At 45.7% G+C, this 21,694-nt stretch carries 19 protein-coding genes; 12 read left to right on the top strand and 7 right to left on the bottom strand.

The window, feature by feature from the left end:
- Nucleotides 1–319: 319 nt before the first annotated feature.
- The 3 genes from addB to ACXACN_RS00970 are packed head-to-tail and all read left to right on the top strand — an operon-like array spanning nucleotide 320 to nucleotide 7,810.
- On the top strand, nucleotides 320–3,820 hold the full coding sequence (addB, locus tag ACXACN_RS00960) for a helicase-exonuclease AddAB subunit AddB (protein ID WP_474961586.1): 3,501 nt from the start codon (nucleotides 320–322) through the stop codon (nucleotides 3,818–3,820).
- Nucleotides 3,820–7,539, top strand: coding sequence for a helicase-exonuclease AddAB subunit AddA (addA, locus tag ACXACN_RS00965; RefSeq protein ID WP_474961588.1), 3,720 nt, complete (start codon nucleotides 3,820–3,822; stop codon nucleotides 7,537–7,539). Before addB ends, addA begins: the two co-directional genes overlap by 1 nt.
- Nucleotides 7,523–7,810, top strand: coding sequence for an HNH endonuclease (locus ACXACN_RS00970; protein WP_474961589.1), 288 nt, complete (start codon nucleotides 7,523–7,525; stop codon nucleotides 7,808–7,810). Before addA ends, ACXACN_RS00970 begins: the two co-directional genes overlap by 17 nt.
- 200 nt (nucleotides 7,811–8,010) lie before the next feature.
- On the opposite strand, the gene ACXACN_RS00975 is transcribed toward ACXACN_RS00970, so the two are convergent.
- The 6 genes from ACXACN_RS00975 to ACXACN_RS01000 all read right to left on the bottom strand — a co-directional run bounded on the left by ACXACN_RS00975 (nucleotide 8,011) and on the right by ACXACN_RS01000 (nucleotide 9,937).
- A complete protein-coding gene (locus ACXACN_RS00975) occupies nucleotides 8,011–8,229 on the bottom strand; it encodes a spore germination protein (protein ID WP_474961591.1) in 219 nt (72 codons plus the stop codon).
- A gap of 63 nt (nucleotides 8,230–8,292) precedes the next feature.
- Nucleotides 8,293–8,697 carry a spore germination protein GerPE gene (locus ACXACN_RS00980; RefSeq protein WP_474961592.1) on the bottom strand — a complete coding sequence of 135 codons (405 nt, stop codon included), beginning with the start codon at nucleotides 8,695–8,697 and terminating at the stop codon, nucleotides 8,293–8,295.
- Nucleotides 8,654–8,881 carry a spore gernimation protein GerPD gene (locus ACXACN_RS00985; RefSeq protein WP_474961594.1) on the bottom strand — a complete coding sequence of 76 codons (228 nt, stop codon included), beginning with the start codon at nucleotides 8,879–8,881 and terminating at the stop codon, nucleotides 8,654–8,656. The genes ACXACN_RS00980 and ACXACN_RS00985 overlap by 44 nt, the downstream gene beginning before the upstream one ends.
- 2 nt (nucleotides 8,882–8,883) lie before the next feature.
- Nucleotides 8,884–9,432, bottom strand: a complete 549-nt coding sequence (gerPC, locus tag ACXACN_RS00990; RefSeq protein ID WP_474961595.1) for a spore germination protein GerPC — start codon at nucleotides 9,430–9,432, stop codon at nucleotides 8,884–8,886.
- Between the two features lie 44 nt (nucleotides 9,433–9,476).
- Nucleotides 9,477–9,704 carry a spore germination protein GerPB gene (locus ACXACN_RS00995; protein ID WP_474961596.1) on the bottom strand — a complete coding sequence of 76 codons (228 nt, stop codon included), beginning with the start codon at nucleotides 9,702–9,704 and terminating at the stop codon, nucleotides 9,477–9,479.
- 11 nt (nucleotides 9,705–9,715) lie between these two features.
- Nucleotides 9,716–9,937: a spore germination protein gene (locus tag ACXACN_RS01000; RefSeq protein ID WP_474961598.1), complete on the bottom strand. Its 222-nt coding sequence runs from the start codon at nucleotides 9,935–9,937 to the stop codon at nucleotides 9,716–9,718.
- Between the two features lie 87 nt (nucleotides 9,938–10,024).
- Between ACXACN_RS01000 and ACXACN_RS01005 the strand changes: the two genes are divergently transcribed.
- From ACXACN_RS01005 to ACXACN_RS01015, 3 genes are read left to right on the top strand one after another with little or no spacing between them, the layout of a single operon-like run.
- Nucleotides 10,025–11,215: a DUF418 domain-containing protein gene (locus ACXACN_RS01005; RefSeq protein WP_474961600.1), complete on the top strand. Its 1,191-nt coding sequence runs from the start codon at nucleotides 10,025–10,027 to the stop codon at nucleotides 11,213–11,215.
- An 18-nt stretch (nucleotides 11,216–11,233) separates the two neighbouring features.
- Nucleotides 11,234–12,433 carry a DUF2157 domain-containing protein gene (locus ACXACN_RS01010; RefSeq protein ID WP_474961601.1) on the top strand — a complete coding sequence of 400 codons (1,200 nt, stop codon included), beginning with the start codon at nucleotides 11,234–11,236 and terminating at the stop codon, nucleotides 12,431–12,433.
- Entirely contained in the window at nucleotides 12,430–12,933 is a 504-nt protein-coding gene (locus ACXACN_RS01015) for a GDYXXLXY domain-containing protein (RefSeq protein ID WP_474961602.1), read from the top strand. The genes ACXACN_RS01010 and ACXACN_RS01015 overlap by 4 nt, the downstream gene beginning before the upstream one ends.
- 43 nt (nucleotides 12,934–12,976) lie before the next feature.
- On the opposite strand, the gene ACXACN_RS01020 is transcribed toward ACXACN_RS01015, so the two are convergent.
- Nucleotides 12,977–14,173: an ornithine--oxo-acid transaminase gene (locus ACXACN_RS01020; protein WP_474961603.1), complete on the bottom strand. Its 1,197-nt coding sequence runs from the start codon at nucleotides 14,171–14,173 to the stop codon at nucleotides 12,977–12,979.
- A 161-nt stretch (nucleotides 14,174–14,334) separates the two neighbouring features.
- Here ACXACN_RS01020 and ACXACN_RS01025 point away from each other — a divergent pair, with 161 nt between their 5' ends.
- The 6 genes from ACXACN_RS01025 (at nucleotide 14,335) to ACXACN_RS01050 (ending at nucleotide 21,481) form a co-directional block, all read left to right on the top strand.
- A complete protein-coding gene (locus ACXACN_RS01025; RefSeq protein ID WP_474961605.1) occupies nucleotides 14,335–14,694 on the top strand; it encodes a YisL family protein in 360 nt (119 codons plus the stop codon).
- A 1,119-nt stretch (nucleotides 14,695–15,813) separates the two neighbouring features.
- The gene (asnB, locus tag ACXACN_RS01030) at nucleotides 15,814–17,655 is read left to right on the top strand and encodes an asparagine synthase (glutamine-hydrolyzing) (RefSeq protein WP_474961606.1); all 1,842 of its coding nucleotides are present in this window, start codon (nucleotides 15,814–15,816) and stop codon (nucleotides 17,653–17,655) included.
- A gap of 455 nt (nucleotides 17,656–18,110) precedes the next feature.
- On the top strand, nucleotides 18,111–19,295 hold the full coding sequence (nagA, locus tag ACXACN_RS01035) for an N-acetylglucosamine-6-phosphate deacetylase (RefSeq protein WP_474961607.1): 1,185 nt from the start codon (nucleotides 18,111–18,113) through the stop codon (nucleotides 19,293–19,295).
- Nucleotides 19,292–20,029 (top strand): glucosamine-6-phosphate deaminase, encoded by a 738-nt coding sequence (nagB, locus tag ACXACN_RS01040; protein WP_474961609.1) that lies wholly within the window; start codon nucleotides 19,292–19,294, stop codon nucleotides 20,027–20,029. The genes nagA and nagB overlap by 4 nt, the downstream gene beginning before the upstream one ends.
- 5 nt (nucleotides 20,030–20,034) lie before the next feature.
- On the top strand, nucleotides 20,035–20,757 hold the full coding sequence (locus tag ACXACN_RS01045; protein WP_474961610.1) for a GntR family transcriptional regulator: 723 nt from the start codon (nucleotides 20,035–20,037) through the stop codon (nucleotides 20,755–20,757).
- A gap of 10 nt (nucleotides 20,758–20,767) precedes the next feature.
- Nucleotides 20,768–21,481 (top strand): sugar isomerase domain-containing protein, encoded by a 714-nt coding sequence (locus ACXACN_RS01050; protein ID WP_474961612.1) that lies wholly within the window; start codon nucleotides 20,768–20,770, stop codon nucleotides 21,479–21,481.
- The last annotated feature ends 213 nt before the right edge of the window (nucleotides 21,482–21,694 follow it).

The raw sequence follows: 21,694 nt of genomic DNA on the forward strand, positions 1-21,694 counted from the left end.
ATGGCAGGATTGTTGAAGACTCGATTTCGAGATGTTCCTGGGTTCGTTTGCTGCGTTAAGCGTCAGGGGTGGTTGGGAAGCTACTCGCTTTCCTGCGGGGATGACGGCAAGCCTCCTCGAGCTAAAGCTCTGCGGGGTCTCGCCAGCCAATCCATTCCCGCGGAAAGCGAGCTATTCCCCGCAGCCCCCATCCACTCAACAAACATCTCGAAACTGAGTGTTCAAGAAAAGGGAGCGATTGTGTAAGTGCGGGAGGGCATCATAAAGTGTGTAAAAATGATAAAATATAAACAGAATGAGAAAGAAAGGAGCGGTCGTTATGGGGCTGCGTTTTTTGCTCGGTCGTTCAGGAGCAGGAAAAAGCACACGTTGCTTAAATGAAATAGAAGCAAAACTAAAAGATGACCCACGAGGGCCGTCAATTATCTACATCGTTCCGGACCAGATGACTTTCCAACAGGAATATGGCCTTCTCAAACGAGAGGGAGTGGAGGGCTCAATCCGTGCCCAAGTCTTCAGTTTTTCACGCCTGGCTTGGAGAGTGCTTCAGGAAACGGGCGGTGGTACGAAGAAGTTCATCACATCAACAGGTGTTCAGATGATGCTGCGCAAAATTGTTGAGGAGCGGACGTCCGACTGGCGTGTTTTTCAAAAAGCGGTGGAAAAGCAGGGGTTCATTGAACAACTGGAGGGAATGATTACCGAATTCAAGCGTTACCGGATTACACCGGAGGATCTTCAAGCACAAATGGACGCGCTTGATCAGTTCGTTCATTCCACGAGTCAGGAACAAGGTTTGAGAGACAAGTTGGATGATATGACCTACATTTATGACCGACTAGTGGATGCGCTGAAAGACCAATACATAGATAGTGAAGATCAGCTCCAACTCCTTGCCAGCAAAATTCCGGAGGCTTCCTTTTTGGAAGGAGCAGAAGTTTACATTGACGGATTCCACAGTTTCACGCCACAGGAGTATCAGGTCATTGAAACCTTGTTGAGGAAGGTGAAGAGGGTTCATGTCACGTTGACGACAGAGGAACCGGTAGGAGAAGAGAATCCTGAGCTTGATTTGTTTCATGAAACGAAACAAACGTATCTTGACTTGAAAAAGGTGGCAGAGGAAGCAGGTGTTTCTCTGGAAGATATCGTCGAGCTTGACCATACATCAGGACGAATGAAAGACAAGCCAGCCTTTCTTCATTTAGAAAAATACTATGATGTACGACCGGCGGATCCGTTTGAAGGAGAAGTGCCGATCCAAATTGCAGAAGCGGTTCATCCTCGTGCAGAAGTCGAAGGGGTTGCGCAGGAGATCCTCCATCTCGTTCGTGATCAAGGCTACCGTTATAAAGATATGGCCATTTTAATGCGTGAACCGGACGTTTACCATAGTCTAATAGAAACTCTCTTTGATGACTATGATATTCCGGTATTCATCGATGAAAAAAGGACGATGCTTAACCATCCGATGATTGAACTCGTCCGCTCAGGTCTTGATGTCGTAGAAGGGAACTTCCGTTATGATGCTGTTTTTCGACTGTTGAAAACCGGTTTTATCCCAGCGACAAACCGCAAGCATCCCTTGAACGAAGATGCGATCGATGAACTGGAAAATTACGTGCTTGAGTATGGGATACGTGCGCGTAGTCAATGGTTTTCAGAAGAACCCTGGGTTTACCAGCGTTTTCGTGGGTTTGAACAGTCTGCACAGACGGATGAAGAAAAAGCAAAACAAACGCGGATCAATGCGTACCGTGAACAAGTGCGCCAAGCGCTCCAGCCGTTTGATGAAGACCTAAGAACAGCTAAAACAATTGAAGAGCGTGCACGAGTGATTTATTTATGGTTGGAAGGATTGCGTGTTCCGGATCAGCTCGAGGCCTGGCGGACATTTTACGATGAAAAGGGGGACATCGAGCGCGGACGTGAACAGGCGCAAGTGTGGGATGATTTCCTTCAATTGCTCGATGAAATGGTGGAAATGGCCGGCGATGAAAAGATGTCCCTTCAAGTGTTTCGCAGTACCATAGACAGTGGCTTGGAATCTCTGACATTTGCCCACGTTCCGCCAAGTATGGACCACGTCATCGTAGGGAGTGTGGACCGTTCAAGGATGACAGGCATCAAAGCGTCATTTCTTCTCGGAGTTACCGATGGGATGTGGCCGATGAAGCCGCCGAGCGATGGCATGATTTCTGAACAGGAACGTTCATTGCTTGCGGAGCACGGGATTCGACTTGCCGATGGCAGCAATCGCCAGCTTCTCGATGATCGGTTTTATGTGTACTTGGCTCTGACGATGGCGGCAGATAAACTGTGGATCAGCTATCCGCTCAGTAACGAGGAAGGGAAGTCTAAGGTTCCTGCGACCCTCATTCAAAGGATCGAGGAATTGTTCCCTTCAACGCAGGACCATGTACTATTGCAGGATCCTGATGATTTGTACGATGCGGAGCGGTTCATTACGAACCCGCAAAAGACAAGGTCAGCACTCACGTCTCAATTTGCAAGGTATCTGAAGGGTTACTTGATGCAACCGGTCTGGTGGGAATTGCTGAACTGGTACATCGACCACGAGCCGTCTCATGGTTTGACGAACCGGGTATTGCAGAGTCTTTTTTACAAAAACAAGCCGGTCTCCCTTTCAAAAGAAACGACAGGCCAGTTGTTTGATCAACAGGTGAAGACGAGCGTTTCACGACTGGAAACGTATCACCGCTGTTCGTATCAATATTTCGCCCAGCATAGTCTAGGGCTTGAAGAACGCAGGACTTATAAATTGGATGCCCCTGACATCGGGCAGCTCTTCCACGAAGCACTCAAGCAAATCACGGAATGGGTGCAAGCGGAAGGTCGTGATTTTTCTCAACTGGGCCGTCAGGAAACGAATCTTTACGCAGAAAAAGCGACCAATGAACTAGCACCGATTTTACAAAATCAAATCTTGAAAAGTTCGAACCGCTATCAATATATTCAGAAGAAACTGCAGCAAGTCATTGCGAGAGCGACTTTCGTACTGAGTGAGCAGGCTAGGAAGAGCCAATTTTCTCCTGTCGGGCTGGAACTTGGCTTCGGTACGGGGGGCGATGCGAAACTTCCACCGTTGTCTTTCGACTTGCCGAATGGGTATGAACTTATGCTTCGCGGGCGTATTGACCGAGTAGATAAAGCTCTTTCAGAGGAAGACCTGTTTTTAAGGATCATCGATTACAAATCGAGCAGTAAAGGTTTGAGTCTCGTTGATGTCTTTTATGGTTTGTCGCTACAGATGCTCGCTTATTTAGATGTTGTACTGACGAACGCTGAGCATTGGCTCGGAAAAAATGCATTCCCTGGAGGTGTGCTTTATTTCCATGTGCACAACCCGATGATCACAGGGAAACAGCTGCTTCAGGACGAGCAGATTGAAGAAGAGATTTTCAAGAAGTTTAAAATGCAAGGCCTGCTCTTGGAAAATGAACGCGTGGTTCAGATGATGGATACCGGTCTTGATAAAGGATACAGTCAGATTGTGCCGGCTGCTCTGAAAGCGAAGGGCGGATTTTATAAAAGTTCAAAAACAGCGGATGAGGAGCGATTTGATCAATTAAAACACTACATCCGCGGGTTGATGACAGAAGCAGGAACGAAGATTACGGATGGAGCGGTCGATCTCGACCCGTTTCAGAAAAATCAGCAGGTCGCCTGCGAATATTGTTCGTACCGTTCCGTCTGTCAGTTTGACCCGACACTTGAAGAACACAACTACCGGAAACTACAGGACATGAAAGATGAAGATGTGCTGGAGAGACTGACGAAAGGGAAGGAGGATGCCTAATGGTAAGCTGGACAAAAGAACAGGAAAGGGCGATCTATTCTCATGGATCGAACATCCTCGTGGCCGCGGCTGCCGGTTCAGGAAAAACCGCGGTTCTCGTAGAGCGTATTATTCAAAAACTCCTTCACAAAGATGACCCTGTCGATATCGACTCCTTGCTTGTCGTGACGTTTACGAATGCCGCTGCACAAGAAATGAGGAATCGTGTAGGACACGCGTTAGCGAAAGCTCTGGAAGAAAACCCAGGGTCTCATCATTTGAAGAAACAGCTATCACTACTGCAAAACGCTTCCATCTCTACGCTTCACTCGTTCTGTATGGAAGTGGTACGGCGGTATGCCTATCTGCTTGATTTGGATCCTGGTTTTCGAATTGCCGACACAGTGGAGTCGGATTTGATCCAGCAAGAAGTGCTTGAAGAGCTGTTTGAAGACTGGTACGGAAAAGAAGGAGAAGAACAGCAGCGCTTTTTCGATGTCGTTGAACGGTTTTCAAGCGATCGGAGTGACTTGGATGTAGAGAAACTGGTGCTTGATCTGTACACGTTTGCTACACAAAACCCGTGGCCGGACGCCTGGATCGATCAAATGGTAGAAATGTACAACGTAGGTCATGTCGAAAGTGAGGCGGACCTTCCGTGGCTCAACCTGTTAAAACAAGAGGTGAAGAGCCAACTCAAGGCGATGGAGACAGAAGCGCAGCAAGTATTGGATCTTACTAGAGAACCGGATGGACCCTATGCGTATGCGGAAACCGCTGAGTCGGACCTTGAGTTGATTCAGCAGGCCAAAGGGGCACTTGCGCATTCCTGGTCAGAGATGCAGAGCTTTATGGCAGGGCAGAAATTCGCTACGTTGTCCCGGAAGAAGATGGATTGCAACGCGGACAAAAAGGAACAGGCAAAAAAGATTCGGGACCGTTATAAAAAACGTTGGAATGAGGTCCGTGATGAATGGTTTTCTCGTTCACTTGAAAGCTATTTAAAAGATATGCAGGACCTGCATCCCGTCATGGAGCAGCTCGCAGTCATCGTGAAAGATTTTAAAGGTCGGTACGAACAGCTAAAAAAGGAAAAAGCAATTGTTGATTTTTCCGATTTGGAGCACTACTGCCTGCATATTCTACTTGATGAAACTGCGACACCTGTCGATCTTGTACCTTCATCGGTTGCAGAAAGCTTCCAAAAGCAGTTCTCTGAGGTGTTGATTGATGAATATCAAGATACGAACCTCGTACAAGAAACGCTCCTGCGGCTGTTGACGGAAGGGAAAGACGCGGGTCACTTATTTATGGTCGGAGATGTGAAGCAGAGCATCTACCGCTTCCGCCATGCAGAACCTTCTTTATTTTTAAACAAATACAAGCTTTATGGAAATGAAGAAAATCATGGAGAACGGATTGACCTGGCCCGCAACTTCAGAAGCCGTAAACAAGTGCTGGATGCGACGAATTATATCTTCCGCCAAGTGCTTGATGAGGAAGTTGGAGAGATGGAGTATGAAAAGGAAGCCGAGCTCATTTACAGCAACAAAATTTATGATGAGTTAACCGCTGATGATGCTGATGCCGAACTGTTCCTTATTGACCGGGAATCCCAGGAAAGCGACGGGGAAGAGGATGAGGGGTATAAAGATCTGGAAAAAGCCCAGCTCGAAGCTCGCGCCTACGGGAAAATGATTCGAAAATGGCTCGGATATGAAGATGGGGAACCGCTTCAAGTGGTGGATAAGGAAACCGGAACGAAACGTCCATTGCAGTACAGGGATATTGTCATCCTCATGCGCTCAATGACATGGGCTCCGACCATCGTGGATGAACTGAAGCAGCAAGGGATTCCGATTTATGCAGAGCTCTCGACAGGGTACTTCGAAGCGATTGAAATTAAAGTGATGCTCAGTTTACTCAAAGTCATTGATAACCCCATGCAGGATATCCCGCTTGCTTCTGTTCTGAAATCACCAATTGTAGGGCTCAATGAGGATGAACTGGCAAGAGTGCGTCTTACGAAGAAGCGGGCAACCTATTACGAAGCGATGCAGGCTTATGTGGCCAAAGATGACCTTGGGCGCAAAGTGGATGAGTTCCTAGGATTGTTGAGAAGCTTCCGGGAACGGGCGCGTCAAGGGGCCTTGTCCGAACTTATTTGGGATATTTTCCGTGAAACGGGCTATTACGACTTTGTCGGTGGAATGCCGGGAGGGCGTCAGCGTCAGGCGAATTTAAGAGCTTTATATGATCGCGCCCGCTCCTATGAGTCCACTTCCTTCCGTGGGTTATTCCGCTTCCTGCGTTTTATAGAGCGGATGGAAGAACGTGGGGATGACCTCGGAGCGGCTCGTGCACTTGGTGAGCAGGAAGATGTCGTCCGGATCATGACGATTCACAAGAGTAAAGGTTTGGAATTTCCAGTCGTCATTCTTGGGGCCATGGACAAGCAGTTCAATATGATGGACTTGAAAAACCGGTACTTGCTGCATAAAGATTATGGGTTCGGTTCCCGCTACATCAATCCGGAAAAAAGGCTGATGTATCCGACCCTTGCCTATCACGCCCTGAAAGAAGCCAAACGTAGAGAGCTTTTAGCGGAGGAAATGAGAGTCCTGTACGTAGCCTTGACTAGAGCAAAGGAAAAACTCGTCATGGTCGGCAATGTCGCCTCTTTCGAAAAAAAACAGGAGAAGTGGCAGACCTTTGTGGACGCACGTAACTGGGTGCTTCCACCACACGACCGGTTGGAGGCAAAGTCTTACCTCGACTGGGTCGGCCCCGCGTTGATCCGTCACCAGTACACGGCAGATCTTCGTGGAGATGTGGAAGTGATGACAGCTGAAGAGATCCATTATGACGAATCTCAGTGGCGGATCCACATTGCTCACGGAAGTGAATTTAGTGTTCTTGATGAAGTGAAAGAAAAACGGGATGAACAGTTGCAGCAGGCCGTGGAGGAATGGAAACCGGTCGCAGTCCCTGAAACAGTGGATGAAGCTTATGTGAAGCGCCTCGACTTTGTGTATCCGCATGAGAAGGCGGCCCGTACTCGCGCTAAGCAGACGGTCACTGAAATCAAACGTCAGCGCGAGACCAAGGACGAGTACTCTAGTGACCAGCTCCTTGTCCCTTACCGTGCTCCCATTGTGAAACGCCCTCGGTTTATGCAGGAGGAAAAACAGCTGACAGCAGCGGAACGTGGGACAGCGATGCACACCGTGATGCAACACTTACCTTTTACAAAAAAGTGGGCGCGAGAGGAAGTGGAGGAGTACGTAGAACACTTGGTTCAGAAAGAAGTGCTCCGGCGTGAAGAGACAGATGTGATTGACTTTCAAGCCATTGCAGACTTTTTTGAAACCGATATAGGGACTTATGTTTTGAAAACGGAACAGATCGAACGCGAAGTCCCGTTCAGCCTGACCTTGCCTGCCGATGAAGTTTATGCAGACTGGGAAGAATCGACAGAAGAGCAAGTCTTCATCCAGGGTGTCATTGACGCTATGATTCCATATGAAGACGGGTGGATGATTTTAGATTATAAATCTGATGCCATTCCGGGCGAAGCGGAAGATGCAGCATCGAAATTGGCAGACAGATACCGCACACAATTAAGCTTGTACCAAACGGCTCTCGAAAAGATATGGAAACAGCCTGTTCGCAGGAGTTGTTTGTACTTCTTTGAAGGATCGTTCATGGTGGAGGTCGATACAAATGGGAGAAACGTGTGATCTATGTTTTCGTTCACCGGTGAAAACGACAGAACATCACTTGATTCCGAAACAATACGGTGGCGTGGAAGGGCCTACGGCTATGCTGTGCAGTGCCTGTCACCGTCAAATCCATGCGTTATTTACAAATGAAGAATTGGCTGCTTTTTATCATAGTGTCGAACGCTTGAAAGACCACCCGGATATGCAAAAATATTTACGCTGGGTGAAAAAGCAGGACCCGGAGAAGAAAATTACGACAAAAAAACCGAATCGAAGGAAAAGAAAGTGAGGAAACTGGACGACATGTCCAGTTTCTTTTTTTAGGTAGAGGGTGAGTGAGGTGGATAGCGCCCCGGCTCTAGTAAATAGTCCCTAACGACTTCAAGCGGGTGGACGACTTCCTAACGCAAGGTGACAACTGGCTCCATCCCGAATGCCCTGCTAAATAACAGAAAAGCACCCTCAAAGAGAAGGGCGCTTCCAGTACCGCTATGCATTTGCTGTAATATTTTGGTCGGCAAAGTCTGGATCAAAGGGGTTTGTGGAGCTTAGTCCGTTGTTTGTAATGATCCAGTTTCCAGTGTTCAAAGCTCCGGATCCGGCATTCGTTTTAGATGTAGCTTTAGGTGACAGGTAGAAAGAGTCTCCGAAGTTAACGACACCACCACCGACGCTGTTAATACTGACAGGACCGACAATAGCCGGCATCGCAATCGCCTCCTTTTTGGCGCGATTCAAGCCTTATCCCTACAACGTATGCACGACGGTTCATTATTGTTCTTCATCCTCGAGCACACGGAAGTGTTTCGTGTAGTTGGTGGCATCAATGTGATCGATTCCACCTACTTGAAAAATACCTGCTGTTGATACCCCAATGACACGTATTTGGTCAACTTGAATAGGGCGGTTGTTGTAATTGAACGATTCGATTTGGACAGGGGAGAGGGGAGGTGAGCTTTTTAATGAGAAAATGGAGTAGTCATCAAAATCATAAACGTCAGAGAAGATGCCCCCTTCTTTTTGCACGGCTAAGACTTTGGAGTAGGGGGCGGCACGATGAACATCTCCGATATCCATGATAGAGCCGATAGCCAAAGACTGGGTTTCAATCTCATCAACATAAACCATCCGTTTAATCATCTTGGTCGTTTTCGTTTCCTTCTTGACCTTCAACATTCGCATTGGCTTCTGCTACAACTGTCCCCTCAGGCCTGACAATCAATGATTCTGGTGGGGTATCAAAAAAAGACTGTAAGCGAACCGTTTTATTGTCGCCGATCAAAAACAAAGAAGAACCCGCAACACCTGTCACACGGATACTTCCGACGTGCAGGCCATAATTATGAACAATATGGTTCATTCTTATCCCTCTCCTTCAAAAGTTTCGAAATACTGGGCAATGGAGTGTTGAATTTCCGTTTGAATTTGATGCAACAGGTTTTCTGGCGGTGCCTCAGGGTTTTCATTTCGATAAAATTCAAGTCGCTGAGGCAGTTGTTTTCGTATATCTGCAATCATTCGCTCTTTATGTTGGTCACTGACCTCAATATCGTGGTCCCGTACATATTGATTCATCCATCCAGGAACATCTGATGTCATATACTCCTGGAGGAAATGCAGGGCCTGATCATCGGTTTGGGGGATTTGTTTGTTTTGATTGCTGTATAAGTCTCCAATTTCAGAAAGATCAGATCCGTTCGGAGTAAGGCCGATCTGCAGGGTTCCTTCGAGCGTCTCGATTTTTAGTTGATCAAATTTATATTCGATTTTTTCGATTACTGTCCTAGGTGGGTGTTCGACAGATTGAAGTTCTTCAATTTTCTTTTGCAATTGATTGATCATTTGCTGTTGCTGTTCCATTTGATTCATCATCTGCTGGATCCATGATTGCCAAGAATGGTATTGGTTCAAGTCCGCTCACCCCCTATCCTATCTTTATGAAAAAAGGGGGACATCTATGTTATGGAAAGGGGAACAAGCGTGGCGCCACCTGCCTCCGGTACGACAACTTCACCATCTATTGGCTGAGCTTGGGCAGCAGGTTGGGTGTATCCGCCTGTGTTATAAAGGTCCGCTTTTGCTTGAATGACTCCTGAGCTTCCAATTTGCACAATGGAAGAATTCGCAACCGAACCGATACGCAGGACATGGATATAGATGGATTGGTGGACGGTGAGATTCATTGAAAACCCTCCTAAGCGTTATTGACGATAGGCTGATCAATTACCTCTGAATCGTTGACAAACGTATCTGCCCGATTCAGTCGAATTCGAATGCCGTCACCGGTATTAAAAGATCCGCCCCCAGCAAAGGTCTTCGCAGAAGCAAAAGGAGCCATGTTGTATACATCACCAATATTGAAAATACTCGAAGAAGAGAGCGAGATGACTTTAACGGCTCCGACTTTTGCTGGCATAACGAAAAACTCCTTTCTACAGTTTATGAAACTTCATTGTCTAAATGACGTAAGAAAAGTAAAATAACTATCATAGGGGGAATACATATGAAAATGAAAGGTTCACCTCTCCGCGAATCGGACCGTCTCGACTGGGTCGATGCAGCCAGAGGGCTTGCGATTCTCGGAATCTTTATGGTCAATGTACCTGCGTTTAACGCTCCGTATTTTTTATACGGGGGAGCAGCAGAATTTTGGCCATCGTCGCTTAGTCATACGGTGCAAAATTTTATTGATATTTTTTTTCAAGCTAGTTTTTATACACTGTTTTCTTTCATGTTCGGCTTTGGGATCCAAATGATGAAGGATCGTCTTGTTGAAAAGCAGATTTCATATCAACGTGTCATTTTCAGGCGTCTCCTTGTACTCACTGGGTTTGGACTCATCCATGCTTTTTTGATCTGGCATGGGGACATTTTGCTTTCCTATGGAGTACTCGGACTTATATTATTGGCCTTTTTTAATGTGAAAGAAAAAACGTTAGTGAATTGGGCATTTGGAATGCTTGCCATCCTCGTGCTACCTCTTACCTTTGCCCTGTTTCTTATCAGGGACCAATTACAGGGCATTGTTAATCGCCCAGCCATTCAGGAAGCATTGTCGAACTATGGAAGCGGATCGCTTACTGATATTTGGGGGCAAAACTTAGCTGATTGGCTGTATGCCAACCAATGGGGGAACCTTCCGTTTCTAGCTCTGAGTTTAATTCCAATGTTTTTATTCGGCATGTATTTCTGTCGAAAACGCTGGCTTCATGATCCAGAAGGTCATTCCGGTTCAATCAATAAAATATGGGTGCTGACAGGTGGTCTGTTTCTTATATTCAAAGCCGGCCCCCATTTCTTTGGAAACCCGGAATGGTTTCAGCTCGCTCAGGACAGCATTGGTGGTTCAGCTTCAGCCATTTTTTATGTCTTATCTATTACTCTATTGTTCCGGACGTCAATTGGTGCCCGTATCGTTTATCCTTTAACATGGGTCGGCCGGATGTCTTTATCTAATTACATCTTGCAGTCCTTGATCAGTTTTATCCTTTTTTATTCCGTCGGTTTTGGGTTATATGGTAACGTTCCACCAATGGGAAGCTTGATCATCGTTATCGTCATATTTACTGGCCAGGTCTTTGTAAGCAAGGCTTGGTTGAAGAAGTTCCGATATGGTCCGCTTGAATGGTTATGGCGGACGTTGACATACGGGAAGAAGCAGCCATTGAAAAGGAAAAGAGAGGCGGCTTCATAAGAGAAGGGGGCAGATGTCTTGAATCGTGATCACCTTATTAAAGAAAGCAGGAAATGGGTAGAAGATGCGATTATTAGTGAAGGCCAACGGGAACAATTGCTGGAACGCTACCCTAAAAAACAGAACAAACCCGTGCTACTGACGTTTGCAGCTCTTTTTATAGGTCTTGCGTTTTTAACTTTCGTCGCATCCAACTGGTCTTATTTGACGGATTTCGGTAGAATGGCGATTCTTCTTGCTTCACTGACGTCTTTTTATTTGTGCGGGGACTGGGTGTACAGGAAAAAATCCAAACGTGTCGGGGTTAATCTCATCCTGATAGCCCTTCTCATATTTGGTTCCAGTATCTTTCTTGTCGGTCAAATGTATCACTATACATCCTATAGTGCCTTTCCATTTTTCTTATGGTCCATCGTGGCTTTTGGTTTGTTTATGATATTCAAAGACAACTCTTTCTTTTACGCGACACTAGTCATTATGACGGTGGGACAGATGTACAGCGGTTTGGTCTACCAAGATTTTCATATATGGCTGGGTCTTTTGTTCATCCTCGGGATCGGATGGTTCGTATTGAAGTCACGTAAGGTGACTCAACTAGCCGCATTCGGGGTGAGTTACACGCTGCACGCTGTTATTCTTGTGTTCAGTGAAGGAATGCCCTACTATTGGTTGATTGCGTTTTTCTTACTGCTGTATGTAGTGGAAGACTTCATACTTGAAAAAGGGAACGTTCGGGTGTTCAAAACGCTGAGCATCCTGTCTGTATTCACGATGCTGACCCTGCAAGTGTTTTTCCTCGGAAATGAGTATGTGGGAGAATTAACGGAAACCTCTCTCTATTTCTTCCTAGTCTGGGCGATCTTGTTCGTTTTCGCTGTAGTAAGGTCTGCCATGAGTTCGACGAACTACTACTGGATTGATTTGCTTTTGTTTGTTCCTGTCTTCCGTTTTGAATTTGGAGATATGCTCTCCCTCCTCATCCTGTTTCTTTATGCCCTTCTGTGGTTGGTTTCAGGTTATCAGCAGGAAGTGTCAAGGTGGGTGAACAAAGGGACGGTGGCTTTTCTTCTAACTACTTTCATTGCTTACTTTCAGCTTGCCTGGGATTTCATGGATCGTTCTTTGTTCTTCTTTATCGGCGGGGTTTCACTGTTTGCTCTTAGTTACTTCCTCGAGAAAAAACGACGGACGATTCATAAAGGAGGGGAAGAGAAATGAAACAGCGCTGGTGGTTTTATGGACTAATCACTCTCCAAGTCGTATTTCTGCTTCTAATGTCTGCCTCTTATTATGCGATGGATATCTGGGGGGAGAAGATCACACTGAAAACGGCACCCGTGGACCCGCGTGATCCATTTTACGGGGATTATGTCATTCTCGATTATGCCATTGAACAAATTCCTGAAGACAAATGGAAGGTTGAAGAACCTTTGAGTAGGGGAGAACAAGTATTTTTGTTGCTTGAGAAAAGTGATGAAGAAATCTACGAACTTGTAGAAGCTTCTACTCTATGGCCGGATACGGGGGTCGATCAAGTGGTTCTTTCTTCAAAATTCCAGTGGTCTGACTCGTCACTCCAACAATATCAAGTAGATATTGGTCTTGGACGGTATTACATTGAAGAAAACACAGGAACGTTCTGGGAGCAGAGGGAGGAGCGGGAGGTAGAGATTGTTCTCGCCCCTTGGAAACAAAAGAAAATCGCATCTCTTAAATAATGAAGACGGCAGCCCAGAAGGACTGCCGTCTTTTTTTTCATATTTAGCTTAAAACAGCTTTGATTTGACTGATGGCCCAGTCCAGATCGTCCTGCTCAATGATGAGAGGAGGAGCGAAGCGAATGACATTTTCATGTGTTTCTTTACAGAGGAGTCCTTTTTCTTTTAACTCTTCACAATACTTGCGTGCAGGTTCAGCCATTTCTACACCAATAAAGAGACCTTTTCCGCGGACCTCTTTAATTTTCGGATTGTCGATGGATTTGAGTTCTTCCATCATATAGTTTCCTAGCTTAAGTGAACGCTCTGCCAGTTTTTCTTCTTCAATCACTTCAAGTGAGGCGACTGAAACCGCACAAGCGAGTGGGTTACCACCGAAAGTGGAACCGTGGGAGCCTGGATTAAAGACACCGAGGACTTCCCTGTTTGCAACCACACAGGAGATTGGGAAGACACCGCCGCCTAGAGCTTTACCAAGGATGAGCATGTCAGGACTGACATTTTCCCAGTCACAAGCGAACATTTTACCACTGCGACCAAGGCCTGCCTGTATTTCATCAGCAATGAACAATACATTTTTCTCTTTACAAACCTCATAGGCTTCTTCAAGGAAGCCTTCCGGTGGCATAACAATGCCGGCTTCTCCCTGGATGGGTTCTAGAATGAATCCAGCCGTATTTTCCGTAATGGCTTCTTTCAGAGCATCAAGATCTCCGTAAGGAACAAGTTTAATGCCAGGAAGCATCGGTCCGAAACCGCGTTTGTATTCTTTCTCGGAAGAAAGGGAAACAGCTGACATGGTCCGCCCGTGGAAGTTACCTGTACAGGCGATGATTTCCGCTTTGTCCTCTTCCACTTTTTTCACATCATAAGCCCAGCGTCGTGCCGATTTGATTGCCGTTTCGACAGCCTCAGCTCCCGTGTTCATCGGAAGAGCCATCTCTTTATTTGTCAGCTTACAAATCTTCTCATACCAAGGACCGAGCTGGTCATTGTGAAAGGCACGGGAAGTCAAGGTTACACGGTTCGCCTGGTCTGTCAGCGCTTGAATGATTTTTGGATGACGGTGTCCCTGATTCACAGCAGAGTAAGCGCTTAACATATCCATATAACGATTTCCTTCAGGATCCTCAACCCATACGCCTTCCGCTTTAGCAATGACGATTGGAAGTGGGTGGTAATTCTTCGCACCGTATTCCTGGGTTTGATCAATAATGTTCTGACTACTAATTACAGACATGCAATCCCTCCATTTTCATTTCATTCTTTCATCATTATAACAGGTTTGCACAATGTTTTCTCATAATTTAGAAAATGAGTCCATCATCAAAATGATAGGAATATAAGGAAGACTCGTGGTATCATAACCGTAGATTCATATGAAAAGGAGGATTACAAAATATGGCGCACTTACATATTACTTCATGGGTTATCGCATTTGTACTTGTTGGTCTTGTTACCATGTTCACCCGCAAAGGCAGTGAAAAAGCGGCAAAAATTTCTCACATGATTTTGAGGCTTTTTTATTTGCTTATTCTTTATTCCGGTGGTTCGTTGTTTGCAAGCTATGCCGAATACGGCGCGCTTATCATCATTAAACTGCTCGTCGGTCTATGGACCATTGCTTCGATGGAAATGGTAACGGTCAAATACAAAAAGAAGAAACCTACAGGCATCTGGTGGGCTCAGCTTGTCATCGCTGGGATCATCGCGATCATTCTCGGGTTTGGCTTCTTACCAGCTGGAATTCTGCCAGCATAAAAATAAAGCTGCATGCGACGATCGCATGCAGCTTTTTATTATCGAAAAAAGGGGGCTGTGTTTCTGTGTCTGATGTTCGTCCGTTATTTTGGGGGGATAACGGTGATAACTATTATCAACTATAATGATAATCATTCTCATTTCATATGTCAACACATTTTGTATACTTTTTTCTCTTTCATAAAAGCTCCCGTTTGTGGAAGACTCAGTTTCGAGATGTTTGGCTGAGTTTAGGGGCTCCGGGAAACCGTTCGCTTTCCATGGGGCGGGCGGTGAGCCTCCTCAGGCTTCGCCTTCCGGGGTCTCACCTGTCCCACACGTCCCATAGGAGTCTCACCGTTTCCCTCCGCCCCTTGACCGTAAGAGGACCTCGAAACTACTTCCGAGATAAGCTGCTTTACCCACAAGGAGTGGATGATGTTAACTTCCATGGATACTATTCTGAATACGAAGCGTGGTATAGAACTCATTATGCCTGCCACACCAATGCAGGAGAGGAAACTCTTCCCTCCTACGCATGGATGAAGCGCTATGTATCGATCTTTTACGTCCTGAATACCAGACGTGGAGTGGTTAATACTCTCCTCTTCATTCAATCATACAAGAAGATTCTTCCAGAAGTGATTTCGAGAGTCTTCCATGGCAAAGGGGCGGAGGGGAATGGCGAGACTCCTATTTTAAGTGTGCAGGCGCCTTGGTCAGCGGCGTATGGACTGGACTGAGCTGGCGGAGATAAAGGAAACACGAAGAACGGAGTGATTCGATGTTGACTTATCGTACAGAAGCGAGGGAAGTCTCACTAGCCGCTTGGCGCCGGAACCGGATATCTACGAGGAAAAAAGTGCTTGGTGAGACCCCACAGGACGAAGTCCGAGGAGGCTCACCGCGCTCCCGCGGAAAGCGAGCTATTCCCCGCAGCTCCTACCCACTCAACAAAAGTCTCGAAATCAAGTCTTATAGAAACCTGCCATTTTCTTTAATAGTGCTGGGAATGTGGGGGAGAGCTTCATAAGAAAAACAGTGCCGTCATATAGTGAGTCATGATGGTTTTTTTATGTGAAACTCCAGCGGGGAAGCATGACTTGCGCATTTCGCATTGAAAAAGGATGGTGAGGTTAGATGTGTGGAATTGTCGGATGGATCGATGCAGCACATAAAACAGAGGAAAAAGCTTCGATATTGGATCGCATGGCCAACACGTTGCAGCACCGCGGACCTGATGATTACCAGAAATGGATTGAAGGAGCGGCTGCGTTCGGTCACCAACGTTTGATCGTTGTAGACCCTGCCGGAGGTAAACAACCTATGGTCCGAAAGGCAAGGGAAGAAGAATACATTTTATGCTATAACGGTGAGCTTTACAATACAGATGAAGTGAGAGACCAGTTGAAGGCAAAAGGGTGGACGTTCCAATCCCATTCTGATACTGAAGTGGTTCTCGTCAGTTACATGGAGTGGGGAGCATCTTGTGTAGACTATTTGAATGGAATCTTCGCATTCAGTGTCTGGGAAAAAAAACGAGAACGACTTTTTCTAGCTCGTGATCGGCTGGGAGTTAAGCCGCTTTTTTACAGTGACAGAGGCCAAGGGGTCATGTTTGCCTCCGAAATGAAAGCCCTGTTAGCCCACCCTGAAGTTTCATCAGATGTAGACAGTGATGGTCTGCATGAACTCCTATCCTTAGGCCCGTCTCGAACCCCAGGAGAAGGAATTTTCCAGGAGATCAATGAAATTCGCCCTGGTCATCGAGCGGTTTTTGAAAAAGGAAAATTAAAAATCGACCGGTATTGGAACGTAACGAGTGCACCACACGAAGATTCTTTCGATGAAACGGTCTCGCGTGTTCGCGAGTTATTTATGGATGCTTCTCAGCGTCAGCTTGTTTCTGATGTGAAACTGGGAACGTTTTTATCGGGAGGCGTTGATTCAAGTGCTATCACAGCTGTTGCCGCTGAAAAATATAAACAGGATCAGTTAGGTGCGCTTCAGACGTTTTCCATCGATTACAAAGATCAAGAGAAATTTTTCAAAAAGAATGCATTTCAACCGGATCGCGACGAAGCGTTTATCAATCTTGTCAGTGCCCAGAATCAAACGAAGCACTCTGTCATGGAAGCAAAGACGGAGGACCTTGTGTCGCGTTTGAAACGGGCGGTGGAACTACGTGATCTGCCCGGGATGGCAGATGTCGATTCTTCGTTATTGTGGTTTTGTGAGGAAATAAAAAACCATGTGACCGTTGCCCTTTCCGGAGAATGTGCGGATGAAATCTTCGGTGGGTATCCATGGTTTTACCGCAAAGAAGATAAAGAGAGAAAAGGATTTCCATGGATTCGATCTCTCAATGAGCGGGTGAGTCTTGTCCGTCAAGATTTAAAAGGAGATATTGATATTGAATGGTATATGTTGAAGCGATACCAGGAGACTGTGGCAGAAACACCGCTTCTTGCAGGTGAGGATGAAGATAGCAAGAAACACAGGCAAATGTCGTACTTGAATATGAACTGGTTTATGCAGACTTTACTGGAGCGGAAAGACCGAATGAGCATGGGGGCAAGTCTTGAGGTGCGCGTACCATTCAGCGACCATCGTCTCGTTGAGTATGTGTGGAATGTGCCGTGGCACATGAAGTTTCATAATGATCAGGAGAAAGGGCTTCTGCGCCAAGCACTACGTGGAATATTACCAGATAAGGTTCTTTTCAGGAAAAAGAACCCCTACCCGAAAACATTCCACCCTGACTATACAAAGGCGGTTTGTACATGGATGGAGGAAACGCTTGCGGATCCAAATGCGCCGCTTTTTGATATTTTCAATCGTGAACAGGTGAGGAAGCTGAATGATTCAGAAGGAAAATCGATTGATACACCTTGGTTTGGTCAGCTCATGACAGGGCCGCAGCTCATTGCTCATCTATGCCAAATTGACCACTGGCTCAGAACCTACAAAGTCACCTTCTAACGAAACCGTCCTCACTCGGGCGGTTTTTTCATTTTTCTTAATCCCACATAAGCTCCCGATTGTGGAAGACTCAGATTCGAGATGTTCCCGGGTTTCGTTTGCCGTGTTGGGCGCCAGGGGTGGTTGGGAAGCGAGTCATTCCCCGCAGCCCCCATCCACTCAACAAAAGTCTCGAAATCGAGTCTTCCACAATCCTGCTATAAAGCTTAAAGGGGGGATTCAGGGAGATGTGTTAAAAAGTGTAGAAAAGAGATTGGATCTGCACATAATTATATATACTGGTATAGACAACTATAAAACACGGTGGTAAGATGACTTTAGGAAGCGTTTTCTCTAAGTCTTGACACCGATCATTTTCACAGATGATGAAGGATCAAAGGTAGAACTTTTGAAAGAAAGATCTATGGAACAAGGTCGAAAACGGGTAATGAAAGTAGAGGAAGGAGGCAAAGGGTATGAGTGATTTAATCATTACTGATGTAACGGTTGTAACGGAAGATGGGATCATTCCCTCAGGTTCTGTCACAGTGAAGGGCGGAAAAATCGCAGAAATTCATGAAGGTTATATGGTCAAGGAGGGGAGCTCTATCGTTGATGGAAAAGGTAGAAACCTTACACTCCTGCCAGGTTTCATTGATGTACACATTCATGGAGCGAACGGTCATGATGTGATGGACTCAACTCCGGAAGCTTTACAAGGTGTGGCCGTTCAGCTCCCTCACGAAGGAACGACGAGTTTTCTGGCGACAACAATGACGCAATCCAAGGAGAAGATTTCCAAGGCAGTCACAAACACTGGTGTGTATATGAAAATGCAGAAGAGAAATGGACAGGCAGAAGTACTGGGAATCCACCTTGAAGGGCCTTTTATATCACCTGGTAAAGCAGGCGCTCAGCCAGTGGAGCATGTGATGGAACCATCTCTTGCTTTATTTGAACAATGGCAAAACGAAAGTCAACAGCAGATCAAACTGGTCACGTTGGCTCCTGAATTGGAAGGAGCGCTACCATTTATTGAAGAGGTCAGAAGGAAGGGCGTCATCTGTTCTTTGGGACATAGCGAAGCCACCTTGAAGCAGGCCAATGATGCGGTCGAAAAAGGAGCGAGCCATGTCACACACTTATACAATCAAATGAGTGGACTGCATCACAGAGAACCAGGCTTAGTTGGAGCTGCTTTTACAAATCCTGACCTCCTCGTTGAGATGATTGTCGATCACATCCATATCCATCCGGAAGCGGTCCGATTAGCTTATCAGATCCTTGGAAGTGAACGGACGATCTTAATTACAGATGCAATGAGGGCCAAGTGCCTGCCTGCAGGAACCTATGATCTTGCCGGACAAAATGTAACGGTGAATCATGGGGAAGCCCGCCTCTCAGACGGTACACTTGCGGGAAGTATACTAACCCTAGAAGAAGCCGCTCGGAAAATGCGCACACATGCACAAATTGATTTCAATGATTTGGTTAAAATAACGTCTGCCAATGCAGCACGTGAACTAGGAGTCTATGACCGGAAAGGGAGCATTGCGAAAGGGAAAGATGCAGATCTCGTCCTTTTGGATGAAGAGGGGCGTGTAGTTACAACGATTTGCGGTGGAATCATTAGTTATAATAGGAACGAGGAAGCATCATGAACGTCATCGTTGCAAAAGATTATCAACAATTGAGTCAGGCCGCTTCCCAAATGATTGAAGAACATATCACAAACAAGCCGGATGCTGTGCTAGGTTTAGCTACAGGTGGCACGCCTCTTGGTACCTATAAAGAATTAATCCAAGGTTTCAAAGAGGGGCGTGCAGATTATCGCTTACTATCTTCCATTAATTTAGATGAATACGTAGGTCTAGACCCTGAGCATCATCAGAGTTACCGCTACTTTATGGACCAAAACCTTTTCCAATACCTGAATATTGATCAAGGGAACACCTACATTCCCTTTGGAAAAGCAAGGAAATTAGAAGAAGAATGTAGACGCTATGAAGGAATCATTGATCAGGTCGGCCCCCCTGATTTACAGCTCCTTGGAATTGGAGAAAATGGTCATATCGGTTTTAATGAACCAGGCACTTCATTTAAAAGTGAGACACATATTGTGCACCTGACAGATTCAACGAGAGAAGCCAATGCCCGTTTCTTTGAATCTATGGAACAAGTACCGACGAAGGCGATTACGATGGGGATCCAATCGATATTGAAAAGTAAAAGAATCTTACTTTTGGCATCTGGTGAACGAAAAGCGGATGCCATTCACGAACTCATTCATGGGGAGAAGGATGAACAGTTTCCTGCCTCTTCATTGAAAGAACATGAGGACCTTACTTTAATTGTTGATGAGGATGCGTATAAAAAAGTCCAATGGAAAGGATGAATCCCTTGTTAAAGAAAAATGTCCCATTACCCTTGTATTATCAGATTGAAGAGTATTTGAAGCGGAAAATAGAAGAAGAAGAATTCGAAGTCGGTAACATGATTCCGTCTGAGCGGGAGCTTTCCGAGAGTTTTGAAGTTAGTCGAATGACTGTAAGACAAGCAGTGACAAATTTAGTGAACGCAGGGGTCTTATATCGTGAAAAAGGCAAAGGGACGTATGTGGCCGAAAAGAAAATCGAACAGCCACTTAAGGGGTTGACGAGTTTTTCAGAAGATATGAAGCAGAGAGGAATGACATCAAGTAGCCGACTGTTAGCATTTGATGTCATGGAAGCACCTAGGGAAATTCGTGAAAAGCTGGATTTGGATCAAAAGGAAAAAGTGTACAGTATCCAGCGTATAAGGATTGCGGATGAGAAACCGATGGCAATAGAAACTACTTTTATGCCTCAGACATTGCTGCCTAAGTTAACCGAAGACATTGTGCAAGGGTCGATTTATCAATATGTAGAGCAAGATTTGGGCATGTCCATTCGTCAAGCCCGCCAAGTCATCGAGGCACGGGCGGCGAATGAGGAAGAAGCTGCTCTGTTGAACATTTTGCCCCATTCCCCCGTGCTTCATATTGAACGGAAAAGTTTTCTTTCTCAAAGTGTTCCTTTTGAGGTCGTTACCTCCACTTACCGTGCAGATCGGTATAAATTCATCACGGATATAGATCGTTAAGGAGATGGACATGAGCTATATATCAAAAATTACTCAGAAATTGATGGACGTTCAATCTTCTCAGTCCGATCCCTTCGATAAGATTAGTGAAAGCCTCTTCCAGGTTATTCAAAAAGGAGGAATCCTCCATACGTTTGGTTGTGGTCATTCTAGCTTGCTCGCTCAGGATGTTTTTTACCGTGCAGGAGGACTTGTCCCCGTTCAACCTATATGGATCGAAGAGCTGATGCTCCATCGAGGCGCAATGAAGTCCAGTGAAAACGAACGCAAATCAGGGATTGTGCATAAATATTTGGAAAAGGAACACTTGAGTGAACAAGATGCTGTTCTCATTATTTCTACTTCTGGTCGAAATCCTGCTCCTATAGAAACAGCTGCCTACTGCAAAGAAAAAGGTTTGTACACCGTGGGGTTGACCTCACTCAATTATGCACAAAGCGAGCCCTCACGTCATAGTAGCAACCAAAGACTTGAGGATGTCGTAGATGATGTGCTCGACATGCAAGTCCCCGTAGGAGATACACTCATGCAGAAGGGAAATCTAACTTATTCACCTGTTTCCTCTATATTAGGAACTGCTATGTTACACGAATTAATGACGAGAATAATCGAAAAAATCGCAGCAACTGGCGAAATGCCTGCAGTCTTTAAAAGTGGAAATGTCGACGGCTCCGACGAACATAATTATCAAATGATGCAAGCTTATAAACGGATTTCTTTCTAAAACTATTTGTTGCCAACTTCAACAATGGGGCAAGAGTGTTGTAGACTTCACTTCGGGGTAGTTGGAAAAATAAGGGGGCGACTTGCCTAACCTCTTTTCCTGCGGGATTTCAGCCGTATGATCAGGAAATGAATGAGATTAAAAACAGACCTTTTATTGGTCTGTTTTTTTAGATTAGAGGATGGTCTGTGTCAATTTGATGGAGAATCGAGA

Source organism: Halobacillus sp. AWM4_238 (assembly GCF_056158265.1).

Coding starts and splice junctions, on each gene's coding strand:
- addB (WP_474961586.1), top strand. CDS start 320: ATGGGGCTGCGTTTTTTGCTCGGTCGTTCAGGAGCAGGAAAAAGCACA.
- addA (WP_474961588.1), top strand. CDS start 3,820: ATGGTAAGCTGGACAAAAGAACAGGAAAGGGCGATCTATTCTCATGGA.
- ACXACN_RS00970 (WP_474961589.1), top strand. CDS start 7,523: ATGGGAGAAACGTGTGATCTATGTTTTCGTTCACCGGTGAAAACGACA.
- ACXACN_RS00975 (WP_474961591.1), bottom strand. CDS start 8,229: ATGCCGGCTATTGTCGGTCCTGTCAGTATTAACAGCGTCGGTGGTGGT.
- ACXACN_RS00980 (WP_474961592.1), bottom strand. CDS start 8,697: ATGTTGAAGGTCAAGAAGGAAACGAAAACGACCAAGATGATTAAACGG.
- ACXACN_RS00985 (WP_474961594.1), bottom strand. CDS start 8,881: ATGAACCATATTGTTCATAATTATGGCCTGCACGTCGGAAGTATCCGT.
- ACXACN_RS00995 (WP_474961596.1), bottom strand. CDS start 9,704: ATGAATCTCACCGTCCACCAATCCATCTATATCCATGTCCTGCGTATC.
- ACXACN_RS01000 (WP_474961598.1), bottom strand. CDS start 9,937: ATGCCAGCAAAAGTCGGAGCCGTTAAAGTCATCTCGCTCTCTTCTTCG.
- ACXACN_RS01005 (WP_474961600.1), top strand. CDS start 10,025: ATGAAAATGAAAGGTTCACCTCTCCGCGAATCGGACCGTCTCGACTGG.
- ACXACN_RS01015 (WP_474961602.1), top strand. CDS start 12,430: ATGAAACAGCGCTGGTGGTTTTATGGACTAATCACTCTCCAAGTCGTA.
- ACXACN_RS01020 (WP_474961603.1), bottom strand. CDS start 14,173: ATGTCTGTAATTAGTAGTCAGAACATTATTGATCAAACCCAGGAATAC.
- ACXACN_RS01025 (WP_474961605.1), top strand. CDS start 14,335: ATGGCGCACTTACATATTACTTCATGGGTTATCGCATTTGTACTTGTT.
- asnB (WP_474961606.1), top strand. CDS start 15,814: ATGTGTGGAATTGTCGGATGGATCGATGCAGCACATAAAACAGAGGAA.
- nagA (WP_474961607.1), top strand. CDS start 18,111: ATGAGTGATTTAATCATTACTGATGTAACGGTTGTAACGGAAGATGGG.
- nagB (WP_474961609.1), top strand. CDS start 19,292: ATGAACGTCATCGTTGCAAAAGATTATCAACAATTGAGTCAGGCCGCT.
- ACXACN_RS01050 (WP_474961612.1), top strand. CDS start 20,768: ATGAGCTATATATCAAAAATTACTCAGAAATTGATGGACGTTCAATCT.